This window comes from Micromonospora phytophila (genome assembly GCF_023656545.1).
Lineage (GTDB): Bacteria > Actinomycetota > Actinomycetes > Mycobacteriales > Micromonosporaceae > Micromonospora > Micromonospora phytophila.
On the sequence record NZ_JAMOKF010000018.1, the window covers coordinates 21,207 to 39,586 of the forward strand.

Consider the following 18,380-nt stretch of genomic DNA (forward strand, 5'->3'; position numbering starts at 1 on the left):
CACCCCGTCCCAACCGGCGGGTGCGTCCGGCACTGCGCGGTTTGTCGCTCCCACGGACATCTCCACGCATCGGCCGATGCAGTTTTTCACAGAGGACTTCCCGGTTTAGCTACCGTTCAGTAACGTCCGGGCCCACAGGAGCGCGGCCGGTGCCGGATGTGTCGGATGCCGACATGGCGGACGGTGCGCACCGGCGCCGACGATGGCAGCACCCAGGCCCGTGCGCGGGTGCGGACGAACGGGAGGTCGACGTGCAGGACATCCTTGAAGCGATCATGGCGGCGGAGGGCTCCGACCAGCCGGAGCGGGAACTGGCCGGGCTCGCCGGGCTGGCGGTGCCGGAGTCCTACCGCGGCGTCGTGGTACGCGCCGACGAAACCCGGATGTTCGACGGGATGGCCACCCGGGACAAGGATCCGCGCAAGGCCCTGCACGTGCAGGAGGTGCCGACGCCGGAGCTCGGGCCCGGCGAGGCGCTGGTCGCGGTGATGGCCAGCGCGATCAACTACAACACCGTGTGGACCAGCATCTTCGAGCCGCTGCCGACCTTCAAGTTCCTCCAGCGCTACGGCCGGCTCTCCGAGCTGACCAAACGGCACGACCTGCCGTACCACGTGGTGGGGTCGGACGCGGCGGGCGTGGTGCTGCGCACCGGGCCCGGGGTGACGAAGTGGAAGGCCGGCGACGAGGTGGTCGCGCACTGCCTCTCGGTGGAGCTGGAGGACGCGGCCGGGCACGACGACACGATGCTCGACCCGGAGCAGCGGATCTGGGGCTTCGAGACCAACTTCGGCGGCCTCGCCGAGCTGTGCGTGGTCAAGGCCAACCAGCTGATGCCGAAGCCGCGGCACCTGAGCTGGGAGGAGGCGGCGAGCCCCGGGCTGGTCAACTCGACCGCGTACCGGCAGCTCGTCTCGCACCACGGCGCCAACATGAAGCAGGGCGACGTGGTGCTGATCTGGGGCGCCTCCGGCGGCCTGGGTGGCTACGCCACCCAGATGGCCCTCAACGGCGGCGCGATCCCGGTCTGCGTGGTCTCCTCGCCGGAGAAGGCGGAGCTGTGCCGGAAGATGGGCGCCGAGCTGGTCATCGACCGCACCGCCGAGGGCTTCCGCTTCTGGAAGGACGAGCAGACCCAGGACCAGGACGAGTGGCGCCGCTTCGGCGAGCGCATCCGCGCGCTGACCGGTGGCGAGGACCCGGACATCGTCTTCGAGCACCCGGGCCGGGAGACCTTCGGCGCCAGCGTCTACGTGGCCAAGAAGGGTGGCACCATCGTCACCTGCGCCTCCACCAGCGGCTTCCTGCACCAGTACGACAACCGCTACCTCTGGATGCACCTGAAGCGGATCGTCGGTAGCCACTTCGCGAACTACCGCGAGGCGTGGGAGGCCAACCGGCTGGTGGCGCTGGGCAAGGTCCACCCGACCGTGTCGAAGACCTACGACCTGGAGCAGACCGGCCAGGCCGCGTACGAGGTGCACCGCAACGCGCACCAGGGCAAGGTCGGTGTCCGTTGCCTCGCCCCGTCCGACGGGCTCGGCGTGCGCGACCGTGAGCTGCGCTCCCGGCACGAGGAAGCGATCAACCGGTTCCGGGGGCACTGACCCGACGGGTGATGCGTCGATGGCCATTGCGGTGAACGGCGATTGCCTTTCCGCGCGGTGTGCCGGGCACCCATTCGAGTGATCCGGACCAGGGTGGAACAAAGGGCCGCGGGGTGCTCCCGCGGCCCTTTTCCGCGTCACTCTCCGTGGCGTCCGACCTGCCTGGGACCTGCCAAGATCGCCGATTGGTCCGGTCACCTGGCGCGCCGGAGTTGACCATGTAATGAGGACACGAAAGCTCGGCACCGCTCTTGCGAAGCACCCTGGGGCGTCTGCGAGTATGTCCCAATGCCCCAGCAGCAGTCCTCCCCTCTTGCGTTCTTCGATAACGCGAACTCCCAGCCCGATTTCACCGTTGGCCTGCGCGGATACAACACTCACCAGGTCGATGACTTCATCGGTCGGATGACGGCCGCGCTGACCCAGTCCGAGCAGGCCCGTGCCGAGGCCGAGCAGCGGATGAACGACGCCCAGCGTCGGCTCCGCCAGGCCGAGCAGCGCATGAGCACGCTGGAGCAGAAGCTCACCGAGACCAACAAGCAGCTCGAGGAGAACAGCCGGCCCACGCTCTCCGGCCTGGGCACCCGGGTCGAGCAGATCCTCCGGCTGGCCGAGGAGCAGGCCAACGACCACCGCAACGAGGCCAAGCGCGAGTCGGAGGGGATCCTCTCCGCCGCCCGCCTCGAGGCGCGCGAGATCACCGACAAGGCGCGCGCCGAGGCCGCCGCGATGAAGGCCACCGCCGAGCGGGAGGCGGGCACGGTCCGCACCGCCGCCGAGCGGGAGGCGGCCGAGGTCCGCGTCCAGGCCCGGCGCGAGGCCGACACGCTGCGCGCCGACGCCGAGCGGGAAACCAAGCAGCTGCGCACCGTCACCGCGCACGAGGTCGCCGAGCTGAAGTCCACCGTCGAGCGCGAGGTCGCCACCCTCCGGGCCACCGCCGAGCGGGAAATCACCCAGCAGCGGGCGAAGGCGGCCCGGGAGGCCGAGGAGAAGCGGGCCGAGGCGACGAAGCTGCTCACCGACGCCCGGGACAAGCGCGACAAGGACCTCCAGGCCCTGGAGCTCCAGCTCGCCGAGCGCCGGGAGAAGGCCGAGCGCGAGGAGTCGGAGCGGCACGCCGCGCAGGTCTCGCAGACCCAGAAGCTGGTCGGCGAGGCCGAGCAGCGGGCGCGGGCCGCGCAGGAGCGGGCCAAGGAGATCGAGCAGCGCGCCGAGGCGCGCCGGGTCGAGTCGGAGCGCACCGCCAACGACACGGTGGACAAGGCCAAGGCGCTGTCCGAGAAGACCCTGAACGAGGCGAAGGCCGAAGCGAACCGCCTGCTCACCGAGGCGCGCACCGAGGCCGAGCTGACCACCCAGGCGGCCCGCCGCGAGGTCGAGGACCTCACCCGGCAGAAGGACGCCGTCACCTCCCAGCTCGGCCAGATGCTCTCCGGCCTCGCCGGCATCGTGCCCGGCGTGCCGGCCGCGGCACCGGCCGCCGCGGCCAAGCCGGAGGCGAAGAAGGCCGACGGCACGGACGAGCGGGTGGCCGCGGAGTCGACCAGCTGACCGGCCCGATCGGGGCATGATCCTCGGCGCGGGGTGACACCGGGTGACCGGTGCCGCCCCGCGCCGTATGCGTTTCCCAGCCGGTGAAATCCCGGCGACCGGCGGCAGTGAAGTACCTCCCATCCGGGGCGTCCGTATCGCCCCAGCAGCGCCGGATGCGTGTGAGGATGGGGGCATGTCGCACGGCGAGGAACTGTTCGCTCTCGGCGGGGACGTGACCACGGAGCCCAGCTTCGAGTCCGCTCTGCGGGGGTACGAGAAACGACAGGTCGACCGGTACGTCGCTCGTGCGGAGCACGAGATCGCGACGCTGGCGGCCGAACGGGAACAGGCCTACACGCAGATCCACAAGCTGGCCGGTCAGGTCGAGGTGCTCCAGCGCGATCTCGCCCAGGTGCGCAAGCAGGTCGGCGTGGTGGACCGCGCGTCCTTCCGGCACCTCGGGCCGCGGGTGGAGCAGATCCTCTGCCTCGCCGAGGAGCAGGCCGAGGCGATCCTGGCCTCCGCCAACGAGGAGATCGAGGCCCGCCGGGCCGCCGCCGAGCACATCATCGAGGAGGCCCGGGGGCAGGCCGCCAGGGCGCTCAAGGACTTCGAGATCGCGCTGGCCGCCCGCCGCGCGGAGGAGGAGCGGCACACCGCCGCCCGCAAGGCCGAGGCGGACGCCGCGGTCAAGGCCGCCAAGGACGAGTCCGCGCGACTGCGCAAGGCCGCCCAGGAGGCGCTGGCGAAGGCCCAGCAGGAGGCCACCCAACTGCGGGACACGGCCAAGGAGATCCACAACCGGGCCCAGCAGGAGGCGACCAAGCTCCGCGAGGCGGCCAGGGAGGTGCACGCCAAGGCGCAACAGGAGGCCACCGAGCTCCGCGAGGCGGCCAAGGAGGTGCACGCCAAGGCCCAGCAGGAGGCCAAGCGCCTGGTCGACCAGGCGACCGAGACCGGCCGGGCCACCCACGCCAAGGCGCTGCGCGACGCCAAGCAGATCATGGACGACGCCACCGAGGCCGGCCGGGCCACCCGCAACAAGGCCCGGCAGGACGCGGAGCGGCTCACCACGCAGGCGACCGAGGCCGCCAAGCGCAACCGCGCCGAAACCGAGGCGTACGTGCAGCGCATGCGCAGCGAGACCGAGGCGTACGTGCAGCACGCCCGGTCTCAGACGCAGCAGGAGCTGGGCGCCTGGCGGGCCGGGGTGGAGCAGGAGGTCAACAGCCGCCGCGAGGCCGCGGACCGGGAGCTGACCCAGCGCCGGGCGGCGGCCGACCAGGAGTTCACGAAGCGCCGCGACGAGCTGGAGAAGCAGTACAAGACCCGGCGGGCCGAGCTGGACAAGCAGCACAAGAGCCGGCACGACGAGCTGGAGTCCGGGTTCGAGGCGCGGCGGAAGAAGCTGGAGTCCGAGTACACCACCCGGAAGAACGAGGTCGAGCAGGGCGCCGCAGCGATCCGCCAGGCCGCCGAGCAGGACGCGCTGACCATGCGCCGGCAGGCCGAGGAGGAGGCCGCGACGCTGCTCAGCCGGGCGGAGGCGGAGGCGGCCGACAAGCGCCGCAAGGCCGACGAGCACGTCGCCACCTCCCGTCGGCAGTTCGAGGAGTACGCCGCCACCACGCAGCAGCACCTGGCCACCACCCAGCAGCACCTCGCCGCGACCCAGCAGGAGGCCGCCTCCGGCCGACAGCAGCTCGCCCAGGTGATGCTGGAGATCGCCCAGGCCCAGCAGCAGCTCGCCGACCTGCGGCAGGAGACCTGGCAGTCCCGGCAGGAGTCCGACGAGCTCCAGCGGCAGGTTGCCCAGCTCCGGCTGGAGCTCATCGGCGGCCCGGGTCGACCCGCCGGGACGGACGGCTCCGCCGTCGCCGCTGCCTCGGCCGACGGCGGGAAGCCGGCCGGTGGTCCGAAGCCGACCGACGGCGGGCCGGCGACGGCGGCCGACGGGAAGCCGGCCACGGCGTCGCTGGGCCGGGCGACGGTGAACGCCACCCCGGTCAGCCCGGACGGGAAGCCGGCCACCACGGGCGGCGGATCGGAGACCACCGCGCCGGAGGAGGGCGGGCAGCCCAGGGCACGTCCCGTCGCCGAGCCGGTGACCACCGTGGACGGCGGTACCGCCGCCGCCGGGGTGGACGGCGAGCCGACGGTGGCCGCGGTCCCGGGCGAGGGCGGACGCGGCGCCACCCCGACGAAGATCATCAGCACCGGCGAGAACGGCAAGCGGTCGACCAAGCCCATCACCGACGAACGCAGCGCCAAGCCGAGCAAGGTCACCGTCGAGAAGGAGTGACCCACCCCGCCACGCCGGTGCGTCCCGCCGAGCCCGTTCAGCCGTCGACGATCGGCCTGCGGAACGGGCTCCACCCCACAAACCGCTCGAACAGCTCCCGGGGCGTCGGCCCGTCGTGCGGATTGAGCTGGTAGAGGTCGTGCGCCGCCTCGTGGTAGAGGCCCGCGAGGTAGATGGTCAGGCCGGCCGGGTCCGCGTCGAACTCGACCTTGAGCAGCAGCCGGGCCTCCGCGCACGGCCACGGCCGGCCGTCCGCCCGGCAACACCACATCGGCCGGATCGGAGTGTGCGGCGGCCATCCCCGAGCGTTCGGCAGCGCTGGTCCGGCGCCCCGAGGCCCGGGCGCTTTGCTCTGCACCCTCATGCGCGCCGGACACGGGCAGTCACCGGCGCGTATCGGGGTGCAGAGCAAAGGGCCCGGCAGCGAACGGTTGGCGCGACCGACGGCCCCGCCACCCCGGCGACCGTTACCCTGCTGATCAGGCACGCGCAGGCGGGCCGGTGTCGGAATTCCCGGCGCGAGTGCGTGGGAGCGTGATCCGCAGGAGGTCCGGTGGCACGGGACGAACCGGGAACTGGCGACCCATCCGACGGCGACCCCGGCAATCACGACCCGCGCGATCACGACCCGCGCGACGGCGACCCGGAGACTGGCCACCCGCGCGGTGACAGCCCGGGTGGTGACAGCCCAGGCGGTGGCCGGCCGGGCGCGGGCGATCGGGCGGGCCGACCGAGTTCGGGCCGGGCGGGGATGGTGCCCGAGGTGGCGGCGTCGGCGCTGGCGGGCGACCACCCGCCGCCGGCCGTGGGACCGGGGCGGTTCGGCACACCGGGGCGGCCGCTGCGGCGCAGCAGCTTCCTGGTCGGCTTCACCGGCGGGCTCGGCGTGCTGCTGGCGTACGTCGTCTATCTGGGCCTGCGCAACGCGGCCGGCATCCTGGTCCTGGTGGTCATCGCGCTCTTCCTCGCCGTCGGCCTGCATCCGGCGGTGAACCGGTTGCGGGCCTGGGGCCTGCCGCCCGGGCTCGCGGTGGCGACCGTCGCGTTGACCGTGGTGCTGCTGCTCTGCGGCGGGCTCTTCGCGCTGGTGCCGCCGATCGTGACGCAGACCGGGCAGTTCGTCGAGCAGTTGCCCACCTTCCTTGAGTCGCTGCGCCGCAACGAGGCCGTCAACGACCTGGTCGAGCGGTACGACCTGACGGAGCGCCTACGGGGCGCGGCGAACGCGGACACCGTCGGCCAGGCCGTCGGCGGGGTGCTCGGCGGCGCCCAGCTGGTCTTCGGCACGGTCTTCCGGGCACTGACCGTGCTGGTGCTGACCATCTACTTCCTCGTCTACTTCGACCGGCTCCGCGATCTCGGCTACGCGCTGGTGCCCCGCTCCCGCCGGGAGCGGGTGCGGCTGATCGGCGACGAGATCCTGGTCAAGGTCGGGGCGTACATGGTGGGCGCGCTGAGCATCGCGGTGCTGGCCGGGTCGGTGACCTTCGTCTTCGCGCTGGTCGTCGGGTTGCCGTACCCGTTCGCGCTGGCCGTGGTGGTCGCGGTGACCGACCTGATCCCGCAGATCGGGGCGACCCTCGGCGCGGTGATCGTCACTTTGGTCGGCTTCGCCACCGACGTGCGGGCCGGCATCGCCTGCGCGGTCTTCTTCCTGATCTACCAGCAGGTGGAGAACTACCTGATCTATCCGAAGGTGATGCGCCGCTCGGTGGCGGTCAACGAGGTCGCCGCCCTGGTCGCCGCGCTGCTCGGGGTGGCCCTGGTCGGAGTGGTGGGCGCGCTGGTCGCGATCCCGACCGTGGCGGCCCTGCAACTGATCCTGCGCGAGGTGCTCCTGCCCCGGCAGGAATCACGCTGACCGGGGCCGCCCGCCGGTGGAGGCGGGTCGGGCCGGTGGCCCGCCGACCCGGGGGCCCGCCGGCAGCCGCCGTCGGCGCCGGCGGCAGCAGTCAAGCGGGTCAGCCGGCCTGACCGGCGGGCGGGCCGGGCACGGGGCGGTCGGCGAAGGAGGCCACCGTCCGGTCGGCGTACGCGCTGACGTCGCCGGTGGAGATCGGGCCGTCCCAGGTGGTTGGCAGCGGCACGTCGGCGGCCGGGTTGACCCGGCGGACCACCTCGTCCAGCACCGTCTCGGCGTCGCCGACCCAGAGGTGCTTCGCCCCCGGCACCCCGACCACCTCGGCCTGCGGCACCGCCGCGAAGCGTTCCCGGGCCTCGTCCGGTCGCAGATAGTCGTCGAACTCCGGCACCAGGGCGGTCAGCGGCCTGCCGGATCCGGCCCACTGGGCGAGGTCCTCCGCGCCGGAGAACCGCAGCGGCGGGGAGAGCAGGATCGCCCCGGCGACCGCCGGGTCGCAGCCGTACTTCAGGATCAGGTCGGTGCCGAACGACCAGCCCAACAGCCAGACATTCGGCAGCTCGTGGAACTCGGCGTACTCGATGGCGGCGGCGACGTCGAAGCGCTCGCCGACGGCGTTGTCGAAGGCGCCCTCGCTGGTGCCGCGCATGCTGCTCGTCCCCCGGGTGTTGAACCGGAGCACCGCCACGTCGGCCAGGGCCGGCAGCCGCCAGGCCGCCTTGCGGAACACGTGGCTGTCCATCATCCCGCCGTGCGTCGGCAGCGGGTGCAGGCACACCAGGGTCGCCACCGGCTCCCGGTCCGCCGGGCGGGCCAGCTCGCCGACCAGCCGCAGACCGTCCGCGGTGTGCAGCTCGATGTCCTCGCGGTGCCCGGGCAGGATGGAGGACGCGCGGATCGGAGTGCTCACCCGTCCAGTCTCCCGCGCTGCGCGACGCGCCGCCCGTCGGGGCGCGAACGGGGTGATCCAGGTCGCTCAGCCGTGGCGGGGGGCGCCACGCCCCCGCTGGACGGCGGGCCCGCGCCGGTCCCGCGCCCGCCAGCACCCGCTGTGCCAGTGCCGGCGGTCGGTCAGGTCACCCAGGCCGTCGGCCGGCCAGGCCACCAGGTGCGCCACCCCGGGCCGGATCTCCTGGTCACAACCGGGGCAGCGGTACGTCTTGACCGACGCCCCGCCGCCGATCCCGCGTACCTGCCACTCGCCGTCGCGCCACTGCTGCACCGAGGCGACGCCCTGGCGGACCCGGTCCGAATCCAGATTGGCGTTCTCGTCCCGGCGGGGGCGGTTGCGACGGGGGCTCACAGTCACCAAGCGTACGGGCCGGCCGGGAGACCGACCGGGCCCGGGCGGGCCGCGTACTCCTCGAAGGTCACGTCCGCCGGACGCCGCGGGCGGCGTCCGGCGTCGACCGGGTCAGCGGTTGGAGTGGTCGCGGAACCCGCGGCGGGTCTTGCGGCCCAGGTAGCCGGCGGTGACCAGGTGCTCCAGCAGCGGCGCCGGGGCGAAGCCCGGCTCGCGCAGCTCCAGGTAGAGCTCGCGCTGAATGGCCAGCGAGACGTCCAGCCCGACCACGTCGAGCAGCTCGAACGGGCCCATCGGGTAGCCGCAGCCGAGCTTCATCGCGTAGTCGATGTCGTCGGCGGTGGAGTAGCTCGCCTCCAGCATCTTGACCGCGTCGTTCAGGTACGGGAAGAGCAGCGCGTTGACGATGAAACCGGACCGGTCGCCGCAGACCACGCCGGTCTTGCCGAGCACCGCGCAGACCGCGCGGGCGGTGGCGGTGGTCTCCACCGAGGTGCGGATGGTCTGCACGACCTCGACCAGCGGCATGATCGGCGCCGGGTTGAAGAAATGCAGCCCGACCACGTCGGCCGGCCGCTGGGTGGCCATCGCCACGTCGATCACCGGCAGCGACGAGGTGGTGGTGGCGAGCACGACGCCCGGCTTGCAGATCTCGTCGAGGCTGGCGAAGAGGGCCTTCTTGACGCTCAACTCCTCGATCACGGCCTCGACCACCAGGTCGACGTCGGCGAGGTGTTCCAGGGTGGCCGACCAGTTGATCCGTCCCAGCGCGGCGTCCCGGTCGTCCTCGCTGAGCTTGCCCCGCACCACGCCCTTGTTGAGCGAGGTCTTGACCGCCTCGAAGACCTTGGCGGACTTCTCCGCGCCCCGGGTCACCGAGACGACCTCGTAGCCGGCCTTGGCGAAGACCTCGATGATGCCGGTGGCCATCGTCCCGGAGCCGACCACGCCGACCTTCGTGATGGCGCGGGCGCCGTCGGCGAGCGCCGACTCCGCCGCCACGGGCGTCTGCTCGTCGGGTACGACGACCGGGGAGCCCGGCCGCTCGTAGGTGTAGAAGCCCCGGCCGGACTTGCGGCCGAGCAGACCCGCGGTGACCATCTGCTTGATCAGCGGCACCGGGGCGTGCCGGCGGTCCCGGCCGCCGCGCCGGTACATGGTGTCCAGGATCTCGTACGCGGTGTCCAGGCCGATCAGATCCATCAGGGCCAGCGGGCCCATCGGCAGGCCGCAGCCGAGCTTCATAGCGGCGTCGATGTCCTCGCGGGTGGCGTAGTGCGACTCGAACATGCTGACGGCGTGGTTGAGGTAGCCGAAGAGCAGCGCGTTGGCGATGAAGCCGGCCCGGTCGCTGATGGTGACGTCGACCTTGCCGAGCCGCTTGCAGAGCGCCTCCACGTCGGCGACCACCTCGGCGGAGGTGACCACCGTGCGGACCACCTCGACCAGCTTCATCACCGGGGCCGGGTTGAAGAAGTGGATGCCGATGACCTGGTTGGGCCGGGTGGTGGCGACCGAGATCTCGGTGACGCTCAGCGACGAGGTGTTGGTGGCGAGGATGGCCTCGGGCTTGCAGACCCGGTCCAGCTCGCCGAAGATCCGCTGCTTCAGGTCGAGGTGCTCGGGGACCGCCTCGATCACCAGGTCCACCGAGTGCAGCGCGTCCAGCCCGACCGCGAAGTGCACCCGCTCCATCAGCGCGTCCCGATCGGCGGCGGCGAGCTTGCCCTTGGCGACCGCCCGGTCGGTCGAGCCGGTCAGGGTGCGCCGGCCGCGCTCCAGCGCGGCGTCGGAGATCTCGACGGCGACGACATCGATGCCGTTGCGTGCGAAGACCTCGACGATGCCGGCACCCATGGTGCCCAGACCCACAACGCCCACGCTGGTGAACTCGCGCGCCACGACCGGCCTCCCCAATGCTCCGCACGGCCGCTTGAACGGCCACTAAGGTTCTGCGCGCGAGTCTGCCACGTGACGCTGGGTTGTCGAGACGCCGTGGGATATTTCACGACCCTCACCGCCGCCCTCAGGACGGCGGTCGCGGAGCCCGGCACAGGCGGTCGAGGCGGGGCGGCGGACCCCGGCGGGGCGGCGGTCAGGCCGGTCTGTCGGGGCGGGGCACCGTGCCCGAGGTGGGCGGCGGCGGGCGGCGGTCAGGCCGGCCGGGCGGTGGTCAGCGCGAGCAGTTCCGCGACGAACTCGGCCGGGCGCTCCAGGTGCGGGCTGTGCCCGCAGCCGGGCAGGAGCACCTCGCGGTACGCACCGCCGGCCGCCGCGTACCGGTCGAGCACCGCCCGGGTCTGCCCGACCATCGGCTGCGGCGGGCAGTCCGCCTCCCCCGGCCAGCCGGGCACCACGCCCAGCGACCCTAGGTACGCCAGGTCGAACAGCGAGGTGTCCGAGACGATCACGTCGGCGTCGCCGTGGATCCAGGTGACCGGGGGCTTCCCGGCGACGGCGACCAGGTCGTCGGCGACCCGGCAGTACGTCGGGGCGAGCGCGTTGAGCACCCCGCGCTCCCCCGGCGCGGTGCCGGGCCAGTTCGCCGAGGGCACCGCGGTGCCCGGGTAGTTGTCGTCGCCGGTGGCCGTGGAGAGGACGCTGTCCAGCAGCAGTTCCTCGTCGGCGCCGAGCGAGGCCGGATCGGCCACGTAGGCGGTCCGCAGCACGCTGCGCGGGCTGGTCGGGCCCTCCGCGCCCCGGTCACCGGCGGCCAGCCGCCGCGCGAAGTCCGCGCTGGCGGTGCCGCCGCCGGTCCCGGCGAAGTCCGCAGTGGTCGGCGTCCCGGCCAGGTCCCGGGTGCCGCCGAAGCCGTACGGCGAGACCGGCGCGGAGAGCAGCAGCCCGCCCACCCGCTCGGGGCGGTCGACCAGCAGCCGCATCGCCACTCCCCCGCCCAGTGAGTGCCCGACCACCACCGGACAGGCGTCGGCGGCGAAGAGGGACCGGTCGTCGAGGAGCGCGGCGACGTCGTCGGCGAAGTCCCGCAGCCCCCGGGTCGCGTCCACCGGGGCGGTCTCGGTGTCCCCGTAGCCGCGCAGGTCGGGCGCGACCACCCGGAGCGTGGCCGGCAGCCGCCGGACCAGCGGCTCCCAGAAGGCGGCCGACGAGCAGTTGCCGTGGATCAGCAGCACCGGTACGCCGTTCGGCGGCCCGGCCACCCGTACCGCCTGGGTGATCCCGTTCGCCGACACGATCCGCTGCCCGGTCTCCATCCGCGGCATGCTGCCACGCGGTCACCGACGGCGTCCATGTGCCCGCCCGCCATGCTCGGCGACCAGCCGGTGTCGGCCGACCGACCGCGCGCCGCCGACCAATCGGCTTGGTTCAGTGGCCGCCGGAGATCGCGGCGGGCATCGACACGGCCGGGCCGCCCGAGATCGCGGCGGGCATCGGCATAGCCGGGCCGCCCGGGGCGGACGGCGCGATGGCCGGCGTCGCCAGCGGCAGCGGCAGGGTCGGCCGGTGGTCGCGCCGGGGCGGGCCGAAGCTCAGCCCCACCGGGTCGGTACGTGCCACACCCGGGTCGAAGAAGCGCAGCTCCGTGCGACCCAACCGGATCACGTCGCCGTCGGCGAGCTGCTCGACGCCGGTGATCCGCCGGTCGTTGCGCCAGGTGCCGTTGGTGGAGTCCAGATCGGCCAGCGACACCCCCTCACCGGTCAGCCACACCTCGGCGTGCCGCCGGCTGAGGTGCGCGTCGTGGACCACGATGTCGGCGGTCGGTGCCCGGCCGATCACCTGCCGCGTCGAGCCGAGCCGGAAGCTCTGCCCCCGCATCGGCCCGCCGGACACCGTCAGCAACGGCATCAGTTCCGGATGTTCCTCCATGGACAGTCGCCCTCCACCCGCACGGTCACCCCGTGCGCCAGCCTGCCACCAGACGGTAGTCGGCTCCACCGCCGAGTGGTCATCTCCGCGCCCCCGGCCGGCCACCTTCCGTTCGACATGTTCAACCTCCGACCGCGGGAGACCGTCACGCCACCGGGTCCGGCCGGTCGGCGCCGGACACCGGTCCGGCCCTTCGCCCGGTTGCACGGCGCCCGTCCCCCGCGCGTTCACCGTCGGCCGGCACCCGAGCCGTTCGGCCGACCGACGGCTCCCGCGTCCGGCGGACGGCGGCGCCGTCACCGGCGCTCACGGCCCTACCGGTGAGTAATCCTCGGGTCTAGACTTCCGCCATGACGGCTGTGCATGTCCCGGGTACCCCGGTCATCGAGGACGGTCGACTGGTGTCGACGAGCCCGGCGACCGGAGCGGAGGCCGGGCGCCTGCCGCTCGCCACCGCGGCCGACGTCGCGCTGGCGGTCGACCGGGCCCGCGCCGCGAGCCAGTGGTGGGCCGGGCTCGGCTTCACCGGGCGTCGGGCGCGGCTGCTGCGCTGGCGCGCCCTGCTCGCCCAACGCATCGAGCAGCTCGCCGAGCTGGTGCACCTCGAGGGCGGCAAGCCGGTGGCCGACGCCGTCGTGGAGATCGTCACCGCCGTCGAGCACGTCGACTGGGCCGCCCGCAACGCCCGCCGGGTGCTGGGCCCGCGACGGGTCCGGTCGCGGCTCGTCCTGGCCGAGTTCTCCGCCCACCTCGAATACCAGCCGTACGGGGTGGTCGGCGTGATCGGCCCGTGGAACTACCCGGTCTTCACCCCGATCGGCTCCGCCGCGTACGCGCTGGCGGCGGGGAACACGGTGGTGCTGAAGCCCAGCGAGTACACCCCGGCCGTCGGTCAGTGGCTGGTCGACACGTTCGCCGAGGTGGTGCCCGAGCAGCCGGTGTTCACCGCCGTGCACGGGCTCGGCGACGTCGGCGCCGCGCTCTGCCGCTCCGGGGTGGACAAGCTCGCCTTCACCGGCTCCACCGCGACCGCCAAGAAGGTGATGGCGGCCTGCGCCGAGTCACTGACGCCGGTGCTGCTGGAGGCCGGCGGCAAGGACGCGATGATCGTCGACAGCGACGCCGATCTGGACGCCGCCGCCGAGGCGTGCGTCTGGGGCGCGCTGACCAACGCCGGCCAGACCTGCATCGGCATCGAGCGGGTCTACGCGGTCGAGCCGGTCTTCGACGCCTTCGTCGGCAAGGTGGTCGAGCGGGCCGGCCGGCTGACCGTCGGCGCGGACGACGCCGACATCGGCCCGATCACCATGCCGAGCCAGCTCGACGTGATCCGCCGGCACATCGACGACGCGCTGGCCCGGGGCGGCCGGGCGGTGCTCGGCGGCACGGACGCCGTGCAGCCGCCGTACGTGCGGCCGACCGTGCTGGTGGACGTCCCCGAGGACTCTGCGGCCGTCCGCGAGGAGACCTTCGGGCCGACCCTTACCATCAACCGGGTCCGCGACGCCGACGAGGCCGTCGCGCGGGCCAACGCCCTGTCGTACGGCCTGGGGGGTTCGGTCTTCGGCCGGCGGCGCGCGGTGGCGATCGCCCGGCGGCTGCGCTCGGGGATGGCGTCGGTCAACTCGGCCCTGACCTTCGCCGGGATGTCCACGCTGCCGTTCGGCGGCGTGGGCGACTCGGGCTTCGGCCGCATCCACGGCGAGGACGGGCTGCGCGAGTTCGGCCGGCCCAAGGCGATCACCCGGCGGCGGGCCCGCTCGCTGCTGCCCTCGACGACCTTCGAGCGGACGCCGGCGGACATCGCCCGGCTTGTGAGGGCCATCAAGGTGATGTACGGGAGGTGACTGTCGGATAACTGATCACGACCTCCCCCACATATGCCCATCGTGGTGGGAGCGGTACATTGCGTTAAATGGGCCCCCATCGATTGCGCTTCCACCTCGTCGACAGCGAGCGGTCGTGGAGCGCACGGCAGCGACGCCGTCGCGCCGACTGGCTGGCGCAGACCTTTCCCGACCTGCCGCGGATGCACGTCATCGACCTGGGCGGCCGGCTGGGCACCTGGACCAGGGCCGCCGTGCGACCCGCCCGCGTACACGTGGTCAATCTGGAGCAACCGCCCGCGGAGATCCCGGATTGGGCGGAGGCCGACCGGGGCGACGCCTGCGACCTGCCGGCCCGGATCGCCGGCCGCCGCTACGACCTGGTCTTCTCCAACTCCGTGCTGGAACACGTCGGCGGGCACGAACGGCGGTTGCGCTTCGCCGACACCGTGCGCTCTTTCGCCGACCGGCACTGGGTGCAGACCCCCTACCGCTACTTCCCGATCGAGCCGCACTGGATCGCCCCGGGGATGCAGTTCCTCCCGGTACGGCTGCGCACCGCGCTGGCCCGTCGCTGGCCCCTGGGGCACAAGCCCACCCGCAGCCACGAGGCGGCCATCCACCAGGTGCTCTGGACGGAACTGCTGGACCGCTCGCAGATGCGGCACTACTTTCCCGACTCGCGCATCCTGGTCGAACGGCTGGCCGGCCTGCCCAAGTCGCTGATCGCGATCCGCGCCGACGGCTGAGGCACCGTCCGGCGGCGCGGGGGCGTCAGAAGAGGGTCAGCTCGTCGCGTTCGATGCCGCGCAGCTTGTCGTAGTCGACCACGACGCAGCGGATGCCCCGGTCGGTGGCGAGCACCCGGGCCTGCGGCTTGATCTCCTGAGCGGCGAAGACGCCGGCGACCGGGGCGAGCAGCGGGTCGCGGTTCATCAGTTCCAGGTAGCGGGTGAGCTGCTCCACTCCGTCGATGTCCCCGCGCCGCTTCACCTCGACGGCGACGGCGCCGGAGCTGGCGTCCCGGCAGAGCAGGTCGACCGGGCCGATCGCCGTCATGTACTCGCGGCGGACCAGGGTGAAGCCGGTGCCGAGCGTCTCCGGGTTGGCCGCGAGCAGCTCCTGCAGGTGCGCCTCGACGCCGTCCTTGCGCAGGCCCGGGTCGATCCCCAGCTCGTAGGAGGTGTCCTGGAAGATCTCCTCCAGGGTGATCCGCAGCTCCTCGCCGGCCTTGTTGACCACCCGCCAGACCCCGGGGGCCTCCTCCAGCCGGCACGGCGGGCTCATCCAGTTGAGCGGCTTGTACGCCCGGTCGTCGGCATGGATCGACACCGACCCGTCCGCCTTCACCATCAACAACCGGGTGGCCGGCGGCAGGTGGGCCGAGAGCCGTCCGACATAGTCCACCGAGCACTTCGCAATGACCAACCGCACCCGACGAGGGTAGCGGAGACCCCGGCCGTCGCCACCGAGCGGCACTGGCGCGCCGGTGGGATGCTGAAACCGTGCTCGAAGTTCTCACCGGTACCGGTCTCGCCGCCTCCGCGGGGCTGAACGCCTACATTCCCCTGCTCACCATGGGGCTGCTGGCCCGCTACACCAGCCTGATCGACCTTCCCGCCGGCTGGCAGTGGCTCGGCAACGGCTGGGTGATCGGCATCCTGGCGGTGCTGCTCGCCGTCGAGGTCGTCGCCGACAAGGTCCCGGTGGTCGACCACGTCAACGATGTGGTGCAGACCGTGGTCCGCCCCACCGCGGGCGGGCTGGCCTTCGGCGCCGGCTCGTCGTCGGAGACGGTCACGGTGACCGACCCGGGGAGCTTCTTCTCCTCCCACCAGTGGGTCCCGGTGGTGACCGGGGTGCTCATCGCCTTCGGCGTGCACCTGCTGAAGTCCGCCGCCCGACCGGTCATCAACGCCACCACGGCCGGGGTCGGCGCACCGGTGGCGAGCACCGCCGAGGACGCGACCAGCGTGGTCATGTCGGTGGTGGCGATCCTCCTGCCGGTGCTGGTGCTGGCGTTCCTGCTCGGGCTGGTCGCCTTCCTCTTCTGGTTCCTGCGCCGCCGCTCCGACCGCCGCCGGGAACGCCAGGCCGCGCGGGCCGCCGGCTTCCGCGTCTGACCGTCCGCGCCGCACCGCTCCTCGCGCGCGAACGCCGCTGGCCGGCACCCCACCCCGGATGCCGGCCAGCGGCTTCGCCACGCCACGCACCCCGCCGTCTCGCACTTCGCCGTCTCGTGATCGGTTGATGGAAAACGGTTCCCGGACACCCCTTGGCAACGGTTCTCCATCAACTGATCATGAATCCGCCCGGCCCCCACAGAGCGGGGCCGCACTGCGATCATCTTGCGGTGTCCGTGAAGATCGCCCGCGTTCCGCTCGCCGCGACCCTCGCCGCCGTCGTCGGCGCGGTTGCCCTGCTCGCCGGCCCGGTCCCGCTCCGCTCGCCGGCGAACGCCCGCGTCGTCTGGATGCCGGGAACGCCGCCCGCTCCACCGGGGACCGGGACTCCCCCGCCGCCCGCCGCCACCCCCGGGACGCCGGCCCCCGCGACGACGGGATCCCCGGCGACGCGGAACGGCACCTCGGCCGCCGTCCCGGGCGCGACCCCGCCCGGCACCCGGCCATCCGTGGTCGACCACGGCCCGCGTACGGGGAACAAGGTGGCGCTCACCTTCGACGCGGACATGACCGACGCGATGCGGTACCAGTTGCGCAGCGGCGCGGTGCGGTCGTACGCGAACCTGAAGATCATCGAGCTGCTGGAACGGGAGCGGGTGCCGGCCACCTTCTTCCTCACCGGCAAGTGGGTCGAGCAATATCCGACGGTGACCCGGCGGCTCGCCACCAACCCGCGCTTCGAGCTGGCCAACCACACCTACGGCCACCTGGCCTTCACGCCGGACTGCTACGGCCTGCCCCGGATCCCCGAGCGGGAGATGACCGCCGACGTGGCCCGGACGTTCGACGTGGTGTCCGCGTACGGCGGGCGGCAGACCCGGTACTTCCGCTTCCCCGGGCTCTGCCACGACCGGACGGCGCTCACCGCGCTGGCGCCGCTGGGACTGACGGTGGTGGACGGCGACGTGATCAGCGGGGACCCGTTCGCGACCTCGTGGCGGCCGATCGTGCGCGCGGTGCTGGCGGGCGTACGCCCCGGCTCGGTGATCGTCCTGCACGTGACGGAGGCGAACGCCGCGATGACCGACGAGGCGCTGCCGCACATCCTGGCGGGGCTGGCCGAACGGGGGCTGACGCCCGCTCCGCTCTCCGAGGTGCTGGGGCCCACCGGGCGGTGACGCCACCCGTCCGGGGAAGCGGAACTGGGGAACCACGGGAACGTGAAACCACAAAAGCCTAAAATCGGGGCAAGACTCTAGAGGAGGTCGGCATGACCGCAGCGATAGAGATGCCCCGCGTACAGGAGTGCGTGGTCACGGCGTGTTCGTACAACGAGACCAGCGACTGCCACGCCTTCGCCATCACGATCGGCAGCATGGACCACGCGCACTGTCACACCTTCGTCGAGCTGCCCACGATCCGGGGCGGGGTGGACGGCCTGACCGCCCAGGTCGGCGCCTGCCAGCGCGCCGACTGCCGGCACAACGCCCAGTTGGAGTGCCACGCGCCGTCGATCCGGGTCGGCCCCGACAACGACATGGCCGACTGCATGACCTACGTCGTGCGCTGACCCCGCCGGCCGGGCGCGCCGCGGCGGCGGCACGCCTCAAGCCGGCAGGCCGTTGGCCTCGCGGACCACGGTGACCAGCTCGTCGATGATCCCCGTCAGGGCGAAGTCCCTGGGCGTGAAGACCCGGGCCACCCCGGCGGCGCGCAGCTGCTCCGCGTCGCCGGCCGGGATGATCCCGCCGACCACCACGGGCAGGTCGGCGCGACCGGCGGCGCGCAGCCCGTCCAGCACCGCGGGCACCGCCGCCAGGTGCGAGCCGGAGAGCACGGAGAGCCCGACCAGGTCGACGTCCTCCTCCACCGCGGCGGCGACGATCTGCCCGGCGGTCAGCCGGATGCCCTGGTAGACCACCTCGAAGCCGGCGTCGCGGGCGCGTACCGCGATCTGCTCGGCGCCGTTGGAGTGCCCGTCCAGGCCGGGC

The 18,380-nt window shown here is 72.9% G+C and carries 17 protein-coding genes; 9 read left to right on the forward strand and 8 right to left on the reverse strand.

All coding sequences use genetic code 11. The features are described 5' to 3' along the window. Positions 1–251: 251 nt before the first annotated feature. The 3 genes from ccrA to NCC78_RS05045 all read left to right on the forward strand — a co-directional run bounded on the left by ccrA (position 252) and on the right by NCC78_RS05045 (position 5,445). Entirely contained in the window at positions 252–1,607 is a 1,356-nt protein-coding gene (ccrA, locus tag NCC78_RS05035) for a crotonyl-CoA carboxylase/reductase (RefSeq protein WP_250791981.1), read from the forward strand. Between the two features lie 288 nt (positions 1,608–1,895). Next, a complete protein-coding gene (locus NCC78_RS05040) occupies positions 1,896–3,161 on the forward strand; it encodes a coiled-coil domain-containing protein (RefSeq protein ID WP_250791982.1) in 1,266 nt (421 codons plus the stop codon). A gap of 175 nt (positions 3,162–3,336) precedes the next feature. Continuing rightward, positions 3,337–5,445 (forward strand): hypothetical protein, encoded by a 2,109-nt coding sequence (locus NCC78_RS05045; RefSeq protein ID WP_250791983.1) that lies wholly within the window; start codon positions 3,337–3,339, stop codon positions 5,443–5,445. 37 nt (positions 5,446–5,482) lie between these two features. Here NCC78_RS05045 and NCC78_RS05050 read toward each other — a convergent pair whose 3' ends face one another. Further along, positions 5,483–5,809: a hypothetical protein gene (locus NCC78_RS05050; RefSeq protein ID WP_372495056.1), complete on the reverse strand. Its 327-nt coding sequence runs from the start codon at positions 5,807–5,809 to the stop codon at positions 5,483–5,485. 387 nt (positions 5,810–6,196) lie between these two features. On the opposite strand from NCC78_RS05050, the gene NCC78_RS05055 reads away from it, so the two are divergent. Further along, the gene (locus tag NCC78_RS05055; protein WP_372495058.1) at positions 6,197–7,306 is read left to right on the forward strand and encodes an AI-2E family transporter; all 1,110 of its coding nucleotides are present in this window, start codon (positions 6,197–6,199) and stop codon (positions 7,304–7,306) included. 100 nt (positions 7,307–7,406) lie between these two features. Here the strand turns inward: NCC78_RS05055 and NCC78_RS05060 are convergent, their stop codons facing one another. The 5 genes from NCC78_RS05060 to NCC78_RS05080 all read right to left on the reverse strand — a co-directional run bounded on the left by NCC78_RS05060 (position 7,407) and on the right by NCC78_RS05080 (position 12,440). Beyond that, complete coding sequence (locus NCC78_RS05060) at positions 7,407–8,216, reverse strand: alpha/beta hydrolase (protein WP_250791985.1); 810 nt, start codon at positions 8,214–8,216, stop codon at positions 7,407–7,409. A gap of 66 nt (positions 8,217–8,282) precedes the next feature. Then, complete coding sequence (locus NCC78_RS05065; RefSeq protein WP_250791986.1) at positions 8,283–8,609, reverse strand: Rv1322 family protein; 327 nt, start codon at positions 8,607–8,609, stop codon at positions 8,283–8,285. Positions 8,610–8,720: 111 nt separating this feature from the next. Beyond that, positions 8,721–10,511 (reverse strand): 3-hydroxyacyl-CoA dehydrogenase family protein, encoded by a 1,791-nt coding sequence (locus NCC78_RS05070; protein WP_250791987.1) that lies wholly within the window; start codon positions 10,509–10,511, stop codon positions 8,721–8,723. A 251-nt stretch (positions 10,512–10,762) separates the two neighbouring features. Continuing rightward, complete coding sequence (locus tag NCC78_RS05075) at positions 10,763–11,833, reverse strand: alpha/beta fold hydrolase (RefSeq protein WP_250791988.1); 1,071 nt, start codon at positions 11,831–11,833, stop codon at positions 10,763–10,765. 103 nt (positions 11,834–11,936) lie between these two features. Beyond that, positions 11,937–12,440, reverse strand: coding sequence for an FHA domain-containing protein (locus NCC78_RS05080; protein ID WP_250791989.1), 504 nt, complete (start codon positions 12,438–12,440; stop codon positions 11,937–11,939). Between the two features lie 350 nt (positions 12,441–12,790). On the opposite strand from NCC78_RS05080, the gene NCC78_RS05085 reads away from it, so the two are divergent. Next, positions 12,791–14,287 (forward strand): aldehyde dehydrogenase family protein, encoded by a 1,497-nt coding sequence (locus NCC78_RS05085; protein WP_250791990.1) that lies wholly within the window; start codon positions 12,791–12,793, stop codon positions 14,285–14,287. A 68-nt stretch (positions 14,288–14,355) separates the two neighbouring features. After that, complete coding sequence (locus tag NCC78_RS05090) at positions 14,356–15,015, forward strand: methyltransferase domain-containing protein (protein ID WP_250791991.1); 660 nt, start codon at positions 14,356–14,358, stop codon at positions 15,013–15,015. A 25-nt stretch (positions 15,016–15,040) separates the two neighbouring features. Here NCC78_RS05090 and nucS read toward each other — a convergent pair whose 3' ends face one another. Continuing rightward, positions 15,041–15,700, reverse strand: a complete 660-nt coding sequence (gene nucS / locus NCC78_RS05095) for an endonuclease NucS (RefSeq protein WP_250791992.1) — start codon at positions 15,698–15,700, stop codon at positions 15,041–15,043. A gap of 71 nt (positions 15,701–15,771) precedes the next feature. On the opposite strand from nucS, the gene NCC78_RS05100 reads away from it, so the two are divergent. The 3 genes from NCC78_RS05100 (at position 15,772) to NCC78_RS05110 (ending at position 17,959) form a co-directional block, all read left to right on the forward strand. Continuing rightward, positions 15,772–16,389: a DUF4126 domain-containing protein gene (locus tag NCC78_RS05100; RefSeq protein ID WP_250791993.1), complete on the forward strand. Its 618-nt coding sequence runs from the start codon at positions 15,772–15,774 to the stop codon at positions 16,387–16,389. A gap of 230 nt (positions 16,390–16,619) precedes the next feature. After that, a complete protein-coding gene (locus tag NCC78_RS05105) occupies positions 16,620–17,567 on the forward strand; it encodes a polysaccharide deacetylase family protein (RefSeq protein ID WP_250791994.1) in 948 nt (315 codons plus the stop codon). 92 nt (positions 17,568–17,659) lie between these two features. Then, positions 17,660–17,959, forward strand: a complete 300-nt coding sequence (locus NCC78_RS05110; RefSeq protein ID WP_250791995.1) for a DUF1540 domain-containing protein — start codon at positions 17,660–17,662, stop codon at positions 17,957–17,959. 36 nt (positions 17,960–17,995) lie between these two features. Here NCC78_RS05110 and NCC78_RS05115 read toward each other — a convergent pair. Beyond that, the coding region (locus NCC78_RS05115) for a cobalamin-dependent protein (RefSeq protein WP_250791996.1) at positions 17,996–18,380 on the reverse strand (385 nt) is incomplete at its 5' end.